The sequence below is a fragment of the Pinisolibacter aquiterrae genome (genome assembly GCF_019160155.1).
Taxonomy (GTDB): Bacteria; Pseudomonadota; Alphaproteobacteria; order Rhizobiales; family Ancalomicrobiaceae; genus Pinisolibacter; species Pinisolibacter aquiterrae.
In genome coordinates this window covers 303648-315531 of sequence record NZ_JAFNIH010000061.1, presented here as the reverse complement: position 1 = coordinate 315531, position 11884 = coordinate 303648, and the positions used below count along the sequence as shown (strand labels likewise).

General features: G+C 69.0%; 9 protein-coding genes. 6 read left to right on the top strand and 3 right to left on the bottom strand.

Annotated features, from left to right (window positions below):
* Positions 1–136: 136 nt before the first annotated feature.
* From J3S89_RS22920 to J3S89_RS22910, 3 genes are read right to left on the bottom strand one after another with little or no spacing between them, the layout of a single operon-like run.
* A complete protein-coding gene (locus tag J3S89_RS22920) occupies positions 137–1210 on the bottom strand; it encodes an ABC transporter ATP-binding protein (protein ID WP_217931898.1) in 1074 nt (357 codons plus the stop codon).
* Positions 1207–3390 carry an ABC transporter permease gene (locus J3S89_RS22915; protein WP_217931896.1) on the bottom strand — a complete coding sequence of 728 codons (2184 nt, stop codon included), beginning with the start codon at positions 3388–3390 and terminating at the stop codon, positions 1207–1209. The genes J3S89_RS22920 and J3S89_RS22915 overlap by 4 nt, the downstream gene beginning before the upstream one ends.
* Positions 3387–4328: an ABC transporter substrate-binding protein gene (locus J3S89_RS22910; RefSeq protein WP_420801305.1), complete on the bottom strand. Its 942-nt coding sequence runs from the start codon at positions 4326–4328 to the stop codon at positions 3387–3389. Before J3S89_RS22910 ends, J3S89_RS22915 begins: the two co-directional genes overlap by 4 nt.
* Before the next feature lie 150 nt (positions 4329–4478).
* Here J3S89_RS22910 and J3S89_RS22905 point away from each other — a divergent pair, with 150 nt between their 5' ends.
* From J3S89_RS22905 to J3S89_RS22880, 6 genes are all read left to right on the top strand, one after another.
* Complete coding sequence (locus J3S89_RS22905) at positions 4479–5099, top strand: hypothetical protein (RefSeq protein ID WP_217931892.1); 621 nt, start codon at positions 4479–4481, stop codon at positions 5097–5099.
* A 438-nt stretch (positions 5100–5537) separates the two neighbouring features.
* Complete coding sequence (locus J3S89_RS22900) at positions 5538–6824, top strand: MFS transporter (RefSeq protein WP_217931889.1); 1287 nt, start codon at positions 5538–5540, stop codon at positions 6822–6824.
* A 1-nt stretch (position 6825) separates the two neighbouring features.
* Positions 6826–8490, top strand: coding sequence for an acyl-CoA synthetase FdrA (gene fdrA / locus J3S89_RS22895; protein WP_217931887.1), 1665 nt, complete (start codon positions 6826–6828; stop codon positions 8488–8490).
* A gap of 14 nt (positions 8491–8504) precedes the next feature.
* Positions 8505–9764, top strand: coding sequence for a YlbE family protein (locus tag J3S89_RS22890; protein ID WP_217931885.1), 1260 nt, complete (start codon positions 8505–8507; stop codon positions 9762–9764).
* Between the two features lie 131 nt (positions 9765–9895).
* A complete protein-coding gene (locus tag J3S89_RS22885) occupies positions 9896–10885 on the top strand; it encodes a carbamate kinase (protein ID WP_217931883.1) in 990 nt (329 codons plus the stop codon).
* Between the two features lie 30 nt (positions 10886–10915).
* On the top strand, positions 10916–11815 hold the full coding sequence (locus J3S89_RS22880; protein WP_217931881.1) for an oxamate carbamoyltransferase subunit AllH family protein: 900 nt from the start codon (positions 10916–10918) through the stop codon (positions 11813–11815).
* Positions 11816–11884: the final 69 nt, after the last annotated feature.

Here is an 11884-nt window from a genome sequence, read left to right as displayed (position 1 = left end):
CAAGCTGATCCCGATGAACGAGCCGGTCGGGGCGACTTGAGGAGGGAGGGCCCTCTCAAACTCGAGCGTGGGGCCCATCGTCGCCGAATGCATGCCGCGCCGCCGGCGAGTTTTTCAACGGAATCGGTCGAGAGCGTCACGACCGTGGAAGGATCGCGGCGCCCTCGGCGGCGAGCGACACGCCGACGTCGGCCCCCGTTGCGAGCGGCGAGGCGACCGCCGGCGAGATGACGAAGAGCTCGATCTCGGGCGTGATCCTCACCCGATATTCCATGTGGCTGCCGAGATAGGCCGCCGCGACGACCCGTCCGGGGAGCGTCGCGCCGCCGGCCGGGGGCGCGGCGAGGCCGATCGATTGCGGCCGGATCGCCAATTCGGCGGCGCCGACCGTCGCGCCGTGGTGGGGAAGCTCCAGCGACAGACCGGCGAGCCGAATTTCGGCGATCGCGCCGTCGATCCGCGTCACCTCGATCGGCACGATGTTGGCGTCGCCGATGAAGTCCGCGACGAAGTGGCTCTGCGGCCGCTCATAGAGGGCGCGTGGGCTGCCGTCCTGGGCGACCGCGGCCATGTTCATCACCAGGATGCGATCCGAGATCGCCAAGGCCTCCTGCTGATCGTGGGTCACGTAGATCGCCGTCAGCGACAGGCTCTGCTGCAATTCGCGGATCTCCTCGCGCACGTGCCGGCGGAGCTTGGCGTCGAGGTTCGACAGCGGCTCGTCGAAGAGCAGGACGTCGGGCTCGAGCACGATCGCTCGCGCCACCGCCACGCGCTGCTGCTGGCCGCCGGAGAGCTCGCTCGGAAAACGATCCTCGTAACCGGCGAGACCGACCAGGGCGATCTTCTCCCGCGCCGCTTCGATCGCTTGCGCCTTCTTCAGGCCGCGCGCGCGCAGCCCGTAGCCGACGTTGTCGATCACGCTCATGTGGGGAAACAGGGCGTAGGACTGGAACACCATGCCGATGTTGCGCTCGGAGGCGGCGGCGAGCGTCACGTCGGAGCCGCCGATCAGGATGCGTCCGCCGTCCGGCCGCTCGAGGCCGGCGATCAGGCGCAACATCGTGGTCTTGCCGCAGCCGGAGGGGCCGAGCAGCGTCACCAGCGTTCCGCGCTCGATCGAGAGATCGATCGCCCGGAGGGCCGTGACCTCTCCGTAGCGCTTGGTCACACTGCGCAATTCGACGGCGGGAGACATGATTTCGCTCATGGTTGCACCATCGTCGCGGAGGGGAGGGCGGCCTCGCCCCGGACGGGGCGCGCGCCGGGTCGATGCAACCCGACGCCCAGGCGAATGACGAGAAGGATCGAGAGCATCAGGACGATCATCATCGCGGAATAGACGATCGCGACACCGTAGTCGCCGACGTCGGCGCGGCCGACGATGTAGACGGTCGCCAGCTGGTACTCGCCGGTGACGAGGAAGATCACCGCGCTCACCGCCGTCACCGCGCGCACGAAGGAATAGACCAGCGCGGTCGTCACCGCCGGACGCATCAGCGGCAGGAGCACCAGCACCAGCGTGCGCAACGACCGCGCGCCGAGCGTCAGCGACGCCTCGTCGAGAGAACGGTCGATCTGAGCGAGATTGGCGATGCCGGCGCGGATGCCGACCGGCATGTTGCGGAAGGCGAAGGCGATGGCGATGATCGCGCCCGTCCCGGTCAGGGCGAACGGCGGCACGTTGAAGGCGAGGATGTAGCTGACGCCGATGACGGTGCCGGGAATGGCGAAGCTCATCATCGCCAGGAACTCGAAGGCCTGCCGGCCGGCGAAGCGCTGGCGATCGAGCAGCCACGCGACGACGATGCCGATCGCCGCCGTGAAGGGCATCGCGATCAGGGCGATCTCGAAGGTCGTCAGCAGCGAATTCCACGCCGAACCGCTGAGGAACCAGCCGCCGACGCCCTTCTCGATCGAGAAGGCGGTGACGAGGTGGCGCAGCGTCGGCGTGTTGTCGCGCCCGACCGATTCGACGAAACCGCCGACCATGATCGTGCCGTAGACCGCGACGGTGAGCGCGAGATAGGGCAGGGCGAGACCGTAGCAGAGCGCCTTGAGCGTCCCCGGCAGCTCCGTGGCGCGCCCCGCCGCCCCCTTGCCGCCCATGGTCGCGTAGCCGCGCCGCCCGACCCAGGCGCGCTGGGCCTGAAACGCTGTGAGCGTGAAGGTCAGCAGCACGATCGCCAGGACGGCGGCGCGCCCCTGATCGTGGGTGGTGCCGACCACGGCGAAGAAGATGTCGGTCGAGAGCACCGTGAAATTGCCGCCGATCATCAGCGGATTGGCGAAGTCGGCCATGCTCTCGATGAAGGCGATCAGGAAGGCGTTGGCGAGTCCGGGCCGGATCAGCGGCCAGGTGATGGTGCGGAAGGTGCGCCAGCGCCCGGCCCGCAGCGTCTCCGCCGCCTCCTCGAGGCTCGGGGCGACGCCCTGGAGCACGCCGATCATCACCAGGAAGGAGATCGGCGTGAAGGCGAGGACCTGGGCGATGGTGATGCCGGTGACGCCGTAGATCCAGCGGGTGCGCGGCAGGTCGAAGAGATCGGCGACGAAGATCGTCACCGCCCCCGACCGGCCGAACAGCAGGATCAGCGCGAGACCGATGACGAAGGGCGGGGTGATGATCGGCAGGACCGAGAGCAGGCCGATCAGCGGCTTCATCGGGACCCGGGTGCGCAACGCCAGGAGCGCGAAGGCGAGCCCGAGCAGGGTCGTCACCACGCCCACGACGGTCGCCACCGCGACCGTGTTCCAGGCGGTTCCGCAGGCGCCGCCGCCGACGAGGCAGTCGAGGCTCCAGATCGGGCGGCCGAGGAGCTTGGCGGTGAAGAGTTCCGGGGCGAAGCCTCCTTCGTTGTCCTTCACCGCCGAGACGAAGATGCAGAGCGCCGGATAGATCACGAAGAGCGCGATCAGCGAGACGACGACCAGGATCGCGCCGGTGACGAAGACGTCGCCCCGGCACACGCCCTGCCGGGCGAGCCCGTTGGCGATCAGCATCAGCATCGCGGCGAGAAAGACGAGCGCGCCCCAACCGAGCGCCGGCTGGGTCGGAGCCGGGCCGGCGAACCATCCGGCGAGCGCATCGGAGCCCCAGCCGTCGTGGATGATCGCGAAGCCCTCGACCAGGGTCCAGACGATCGTGGCGGTGGCGGCGGCGACGAGAAGGCGCGGCCGCGCCCGTCCGACGACGGCCCAGGTCGCGGGCAGGAGCCCGAGGAAGAGCGGGATCAGCCAGATCCGCCCGCCCCAGACCGCCTGGACGGCGGCCGGCCACGGCGGCACTCCGCGCGGGATGCCGCCGAGCCCGTACCATGGCAGGGCGAACAGCGCCGCCCATGCCACGATCAGCCAGATCTTCGCCGCGCGTGGGAACACGTCGGTCACCGCGGCGCGTTCTTCACTTGCTCGGCCCACCGCGCGAGGATGCGATTACGGGTCGCCTTCGAGCCGTAGGTCGCGAAGTCGTAGGCGATCAGCTTGACCTTGGAGAGATCGGGCGATTCGGGCGGAACCGGCGTTTCGGGATTGGACGGGATCTGGAAGCTGCCGGCAGCGGCGGCGAGTTTCTGCGCGGCCGGCGTCAAGGCCCACTCGTAGAACTTCTTGGCCTCTTCCGGGTGCGGCGCCCCCTTGATCAGGCTCATCGAGCCGATCTCGTAGCCGGTCCCCTCGCACGGCGAGACGACCTGCGCCGGCTTGCCGGACCGCGCGACGTTGATGATGTCGTGCTGGAAGGCGATGCCGATCAGCGTCTCGCCCTGGCCGATCGACAGCGCCGGAGCGGCCCCGGTCTTGGGATATTCGTTGACGTTGGCGTGCAGCGCCTTGAGGTAGGTGAAGGCGTTCTCCTCGCCCATCAACTGAATGATGGTGGCGAGCACCGTCCAGGCCGTTCCCGAGGCGTTGGGGTCGGCCATCTGTATCTCGCCCTTGAACTCGGGCTTGATCAGATCGGACCAGCAGGCCGGCGCGGTCAGCTTGCGGCGCGCCAGTTCGTCCTTGTTGTAGCCGAAGCCGAGCGCGCCCATGTAGATGCCGACGGTACGGTCGTGCGCGATCGTCGCCTGTTTCTGCGCCCAGTCGCGCAACTGCGCCCGCTTCGGCGAGACATAGGCCTCGGTCAGGCCGTCGTCGGCCGCCTGGAGATGGGGATCGCCGGTGCCGCCCCACCAGATGTCGCCGTGCGGATTGTCCTTCTCGGCGCGGATGCGGGCGTAGGTCTCGCCGGCCGACATGCGGATCATGTCGACCTTGACCCCGGTCTCCTTCTCGTAGGTGGTGGCCATCGACCGGCACCAGGCCTCGTCGACGCCGCAGTACATCACCAGCGTGCCCGCGGCCCGCGCGCCCGAGAGGCCTCCGGCGAGAACGGTGGACCCCAGGAGGAGGCCGAAGGCGACACGGCGAGTGTGTCCTGCGGCGGCGGCGAATCCAGACATGGCATTGTCTCCCCGGTTGCGGTCGGCCCCCCCGTGGACGCGAGCTTCTTTTTCGGTTCCGGGGCCTCCGATCCGCAATTTGTGAGCCGCCTCGGCTTTCCGATCAATGATGTTTCGCAACTCGGTGCACGGCGGTCCACCGAACGCCGAAGCCCGACCGGCTCGGTCGAGAACCGGCTCGACCCGCCGCTCCGTGCGGGCGACGATGCGGCGGCCTTTCACGACGGCGTTGCGATCGGGAATGTCGAGAGTCACGTCGGCGCGCGAGGCGGCCGCGAGCCCGTCGTCGGGAAGGCGCTGCGCCTCGGCCGGGGTCGCCGTCGGCATGTCGAGCATCGTCGCCGGATCGTCGCCACCGTCTCGACGAGACCCTCGGCGGCTTCGGCGAGATCGACGCCGCCGATGCTCGTCACCATCACCCCGCCGGCGAGGGCGGCGATGAGCATGTTCATCGTGACCGGCGTTCGCCGTCGGCACGCGTCCAATCGTGTTTCGAAGTCGATCGCCGTCGATCGCGCGAAATGTCGCCGCTCTTCAGATGAGACTGTCCTCTTCGACGGACATCATACGCTCGGCTACTCGATTTTTCGGAGGTATGGCCGCCTCTGGCGAACCCGAATTTTGAAAGTACCGCATCGACGCCCCGGCGCATGAAGGCGCTCGGGACGGCTGTCGCCGGGTCGAAGGGGCGGAGAATTCGCCGGTTCCCCGCCGGTTCGACCGGATCCAAAGGGGGCGAGACCCGGAAATCGCGGACACGGCGACCGCTGCGAACGTAGAAGTACCTTAGGTATTTCTGCGGAATTCGAGAGAATTCAACAATCGGACCGTCGCTGAACGAAAGGTGAGGCGGAGAGGAGAGGGCTCCCCACCACCTTCAACAGTCACCGGCCCCCCGCCGGGCTTTGTCGATCGGAGGGAAACGATAGTTCTTTCATCGCCTTATGAGGCTCCGGGCGGTCTCGCGCGGAGCGCCGCCGGACCCGTCCGCCGGTGGTTCGCGGCCCGAATTGTCGCGAAGTTTCGGAAAGAATCGGGTGCGCGACGGGCGTATCCCAGGATCCATCGCTTCAACTGTGGGGGGTCACTACCATGACCAGTCAAACCGCTGCATCCGAGAAGGCCCAGACATCGGGCTCGACGAGGTCCACGGCGTCCGCCCCGACCGACCGAACCTTCGGCATTCCCGGTTGGTGGATCACCATTTTCCTGTTCTGGCTCGGTTGGGTGTTCATGTACGCCGACCGGACGGTTCTCAACCCGGTGATGAAGGACATCCAGAGCGAGTTCGGCCTGAGCGGCACCGAGCTCGGCCTGATCTCGAGCTTCTTCTTCTTCTCCTACGCCATCCTGCAGATCCCCGCGGGCATCCTCGGTGATCGCATCGGCCGCAAGAAGGTGTTGGTGCCGGGCTTCATCCTGTTCGGCGTATTCACCGCCGTGACCGGATCGGTCAAGAGCTTCTGGCAACTCATCGCCTCGCGCGTCGTCACCGGCGCCGGTGAAGGCACCTATTACGGCCCGCAATACGGCATCTCGTCCGAGCAGATTCCGCAGGAATACCGCTCGCTCGGCAGCGCCATCATCAATTCGGGCATGGCCTTCGGCATCGCCCTCGGTCTGATGGCCTCCAGTTGGATCGCCTACACGCTCGGCATGGGCTGGCGCACGCCGTTCTACTTCATGGCCATCCCGACCATCGTCACCGGCCTGCTGATCTGGTGGCTGGTCAAGGAGCAGCCCCGCCCGGCGCAGACCGCCGGCCGCTCGCAGGGTTCGTCCTTCATGGCGTTGATCCGCAACCGCAACCTCGTCGTCACCTACGTGATGGTGTTCTGCTCGCTGTTCGGCTTCTTCATGATCCTGACCTGGCTGCCCTACTATCTGCAGACCGAGCGCGGCATCCCGGTGAAGGACATCGGCAACATCTCCTCGCTCGTCGCGTGGGTGTCGATCCCCGGTGGCCTGCTCTTCGCCCGCATCTCCGACAAGCTCGGCAAGCGCCGTCCGCTGGTCATGGTGCTGGTTCCGGTCGCCGCCCTCAGCCTGATCTCGATCGCCTTCCTTCAGGACGTGAACCAGGTGATCGCTGCGATCTGCGTCTACGGCTTCTTCGGCAAGCTGGCGCTCGACCCGGTCCTGGTCGCCACCGTCGCCGACAACGCCTCGAAGGACTCCTACGGGACCGCCTTCGGCATCTTCAACTTCGTCGGCATGTCCTCGTCGATCGTCGCTCCCGTCATCGCCGGCGCGATCGCCGACGCCACCGGCAGCCTCGCGGCCAACTTCTACATCTCCGCCGCGATCCTGATGGTCGGTCTGGTCGGCATGATGTTCCTGAAGGACGCCGGCCCCAACTCGACCGGAAAGGCCGCCTGAGATGATCCGCGCTCGTCTGCTCAAGGGCAACTTCCAGGACTCCGTCACCCTGATGGTCCTGTCGCGGGATCTCTCCGCTCTCCCCGAGGTGACACGCGTCTCGGTGATGATGGGAACCCCCGCCAACAAGGATGTCTTCCGCGAGACCGGCCTGTGGGTCGACCTCCTCGCGGAGGCCTCCCCCAACGACCTCTGCATCGTCGTCGACACCGAGAGCGACGACGAGGCGGTCGCCGACGCGGTCGCCGGCGAGGTGCGCGACCGGCTGGCGAACCTCGCCAAGGGCGTTCGCAAGGCGCGCTACCCGGTGGTCCGCTCCTGGCGGCGCGCCCGGGAAACGAACCCGAAGGCGAACGTCGCCCTCGTCTCGGTCGCCGGTCAATATGCTCACGGACTGGCTCGCGAGGCGCTCGAGAGCGGCATGAACGTCATGATCTTCTCCGACAACGTCGGGATCGATCAGGAACGCGATCTCAAGACCTATGCCCGCGATCACGGCCTTCTCGTCATGGGGCCGGACTGCGGCACGGCGATCGTCGGCGGTGCCCCGCTCGCCTTCGCCAATCGCGTGCCCTCGGGGCCGATCGCGGTCGTCGGCGCCTCCGGCACCGGCATCCAGGAACTGACGTGCCAGATCGCCCGTCGCGGCATGGGCATCTCCCATGCCCTCGGCCTCGGCGGTCGCGACCTCTCCGAGAAGATCGGCGGAATCTCGGCCGAGACCGCCCTCGATCTCGTCGCCGCCGATCCGGCGACCCGGGTCGTCGCCTTCGTCTCCAAGCCGCCGGCGGCGGCGGTCCGGGCGCGGCTCCTGGACCGGATGGCGAAGCTGGGCAAGCCGGTCGTCGCCCTGTTCCTCGGCGATCGTCCCGCCCGGCGCGACTTCGACGACCTTCACCTCGCCCGCACTCTCGACGAGGCGGCGGCGCTGGCGGTCGAACTCGCCGAGATCGATGCGCTCGCTCGCGATCTGCCCCGGCCGACGGGACGTGGCATCCGTGGCCTCTATACCGGCGGCACGCTCGCCGGCGAGGCGGCGGCGCTCCTCGCCGAGACCCTCGATCTCGTCCGCGACGAGACCCATGCCGAGGGCTTCATGTTGCGCACCGAGGCGCACCGCATCATCGATCTCGGCGACGACGTCTACACCCGTGGCCGTCCGCATCCGATGATCGATCCCTTCGGTCGCAACGAGCTGGTCCACGCTCTGGCGGAGGACGCGGACGCCGGCGTCCTGCTGGCCGACGTGGTGCTCGGCTTCGGGAGCCACGTCGATCCGGCCGGTGAGCTCGCCCGTGCCGTCGAAGAGATGCGCGCGGCGCGCGGCGAGGCTTCGCCGATCACCGTCGTCGCCACCGTCACCGGCGCCGCCGACGATCCGCAGGATCTCACGGCCCAGTCTCGCAAACTCGAAGATGCCGGCATCCTGATCGCCGGCAGTGTGCGGGCGGCGGTTCTTCTCGCCCTCAGGCTCCTGTCGCCCCCAGGGGTCGCGTCGGGAACGCCGCCCGCACTCCTCGCCGGTCCCGCCTCGGTGATCGACATCGGTCTGCGCAGTTTCGCCGACGACCTCGCCTCCAACGGCGTCGACACCGTCCACCTGCAATGGGAACCCGCCCCGGAAGGCGCCGAACGGCTGCGCCGCCTGGCCGCCTCCCTCGTCTGATCCGGAGTCTCGACATGTATGCGACAATCAATGAAGCCAATGCGGCGGTGATCGCCGAGATCCGTCGGGCCCGTCCCCGTCTCGTCGACGTGCGCCCCGCCGGGGCGTGCATCCCGGTGCTCGCCGAAGGCGCGGTGCTCATGCACGCCGGCCCGCCGATCGCATGGGACGCGATGACCGGCCCGATGCAGGGCGCGGTGCTCGGGGCCTGCCTGTTCGAGGGCTGGGCGAAGACGACCGAGGAGGCCGAGGTCTTCGCCGCGTCGAAGATCCGCTTCGTCCCCTGCCACGACAACTCCGCGGTCGGTCCGATGGGCGGCATCACGTCCGCGCACATGCCGGTGCTCGTCGTGGAGAACGCCGAACAGGGCAACGTCGCCTACTGCAACCTCAACGAGGGCATCGGAAAGGTGATGCGCTTCGGCGCCTTCGAGGGCGAGGTGCAGACCCGGCTCGCCTGGATGCGCGACGTTCTCGCTCCGGTTCTCTCGGCGACCTTGAAGCGCATCCAGGGCGGGATCGATCTCACCGCGCTGATGGCCCAGGCGATCACCATGGGCGACGAGTTCCATCAGCGGAACATCGCCGCCTCCGCCCTGCTCCTCAAGGCGCTCGCCGCCGACATCGCCGCCGGCGAGGCGACGGACGCCGACAAGGAGGCGGTACTGCGCTTCCTCGGACGCACCGATCAGTTCTTCCTCAACGTGGCGATGGCTCACTGCAAATGCGTCATGGATGCCGGCCACGCCGTCGGTGAAGGCTCGATCGTCACCGCCATGACCCGCAACGGCCGCGACTTCGGCATCCGCGTCGCGGGTCTCGGGAACCGCTGGTTCACCGCTCCGGTCAATACGCCGGTCGGCCTGTTCTTCACCGGCTACTCGCAGGCCGACGCCAACCCGGACATCGGCGACAGCGCCATCACCGAGACCTTCGGCATCGGCGGTGCGGCGATGATCGCGGCTCCCGGCGTCACTCGCTTCGTCGGTTCGGGCGGCTTCTCCGACGCGCTCGAGATCTCGGAGCAGATGCGCGAGATCTACGTCGAGGCCAACACCACCCTGCAGATCCCGACCTGGGACTTCCAGGGGGCCTGTCTCGGCCTCGACGCGCGGCGAGTGGTGGAGAGCGGGATCACCCCGGTGATCAACACCGGCATCGCCCATCGCCTGCCCGGCATCGGCCAGGTCGGCGCCGGAACGGTGCGGCCGCCGCTCGCCTGTTTCGAACAGGCGCTCGAGGCGCTCGCCGCCGCCCGCGTCGCGGCGGCCTGATCCGTACCGAACGAGACGGGGCGCGCGATCCGCGCGTCCCACCGGAACCGAACACCTCGCCGGCCGCGCACGGCCGACGGACGGCGTCGCGTTTCCGCAACCAACGAGACGACCACACCCGGGAGGTCGACATGATCGAGGACATCCCCGCCCGCCTGCTGATCGCCATCGGCGGCAATGCCATCCACCCCGAGGGTATTCGCGGTACTCCCGCCGAACAGGCCGAGGTCGCCGCCCGCCTCGGCGCCGCCCTGCTGCCGCTGATGGAACTCGACACGCAACTCGTCGTCACCCACGGCAACGGCCCGGTGGTCGGCAAGATCCTGATGCGCAACGTGCTCGCCCGCCATCGGGTGGCGCCGATGTCGCTCGACATCCTCGTCGCCCATAGTCAGGGCGGCGTCGCCTACGTGCTGCTTCAGGCACTGGAGAACACGCTGCGCGCCGTCGGCAATCCGCGCGAGGTGGTCTGCATGCTGACCCAGGTCGAGGTCGACCCCGAAGACCCCGCCTTCGCGAACCCGACCAAGCCGATCGGCTACTTCTACACCGAAGCCGAAGCGACGGCGTTGCGTGAGGAGCTCGGCTGGGAGATGCGGGAGGATTCCGGGCGCGGGTGGCGCTGCGTCGTGCCCTCGCCGATGCCGCGCCACATCGTCGAGACGGCGCTGATCGGCACGGCCGCGGCCTCGGGCGCGGTGGTCATCGCCGGCGGCGGCGGCGGCATTCCGGTGGTGCGCGACGAGATGGGGTGCCGCCACGGCGTCGAGGCGGTGATCGACAAGGACCGCACCTCGGCTCTGATGGCCAATCTCCTCGGCATCGAGGATCTGATGATCCTCACGTCGGTTCCGCGGGTGGCCATCGACTTCGGCAAACCGACTCAACGGGCGCTCGAGCGGGTGAGCCTCGCCGAAATCCGCCGCCATCATGCCGACGGCCAGTTCCCGCCCGGCAGCATGGGGCCGAAGATCGACGCGGCGATCCAGTTCCTCGAGGGCGGCGGCAAGCGCGTGCTGATCGGTCGTCTCGAAGACGCGGTACCGATGTTGCGCGGCGAGACCGGAACGCACATCGTCGCCGACGAGATCGAGGCGCCCCGCCACCCGGAGGCGGCCTGAACGGATGGTCGAGGAGCCGACGAGCGCGCGATGCGGACGAGACCCGTGACGACGATCGGCGCCGCCGCCGCCCGCGTCCTCGCGCCGGGTGGGCGAGGGCGCGTGATCGCCGTCTTCGCCCGCAGCTACTATCTCGACTTCGGCGGCGGTCTCGTCTGCGTCGGGCCGACCGACTTCGGTCCCGGCCCGACGCATCTCCTCGCCGACGTCGACGACGGACGGGAGCTCACCGCCGACGTCGCCATCGGGAGTGTGGTGGAGGTGCGCGGCGCCCGGCTGCGCGTCGGCGGAACCGTCTTCGACTTCGCCGGTCTCGCCCCCTGGCGGGCACCGCGACCCGGGCCTCTGTCGACGCAGGCGCTGGCCCGTGGTCTCGACCGGCTGGCGGCGGCGGCCGAGAGGCGCTCGCCGGTCGGCCTCGGCGTCCTCGTCGCCGATCTCTGCCGGGGCGAGACGCCGTCGACTGCGCGCCTCGACCCGTTCCTGGCGCCGGCGGCGGCCGCGATCGCCGCCTTCACCGCCTGGGCGCGAGCGGGAGGGGGGGAACCCGTGCCGGACGCCTCGCGGCTGGTCGGCCTCGGCCCGGGTCTGACGCCGTCCGGCGACGACTTCCTCGCCGGCTTCCTCGTCGCCCTGCGCCGGCTCGGGCGCGGCGACCTCGCCGACAGGGTGGCCGGTGGGATCGTGCCCATGGCCGCGACGGCGACCAACGCGATCGCCGCCGCCCATCTCGCCCATTCGGCCGAGGGCGAGATGGCGGCGCGGTTGGTCGATCTGCTCGATCGCCTCGCCGCCGGAGACGTGTCCGACGCCCTGCTCGACCGGGTGGAGACGATCGGCCACACTTCGGGTTGGGACGGCCTCGCCGGCATGGTCGCCGCCGCCGCGGCGATCCTCGCGTCGGGGGAGGCCGATGCCGCGGCAACCTGAGACGGCGGAGCGGACGCACGCACCCTCGGCGCGCTTTGCCGGTTCGCGACCGCCGAGCTAGGTTGGTCG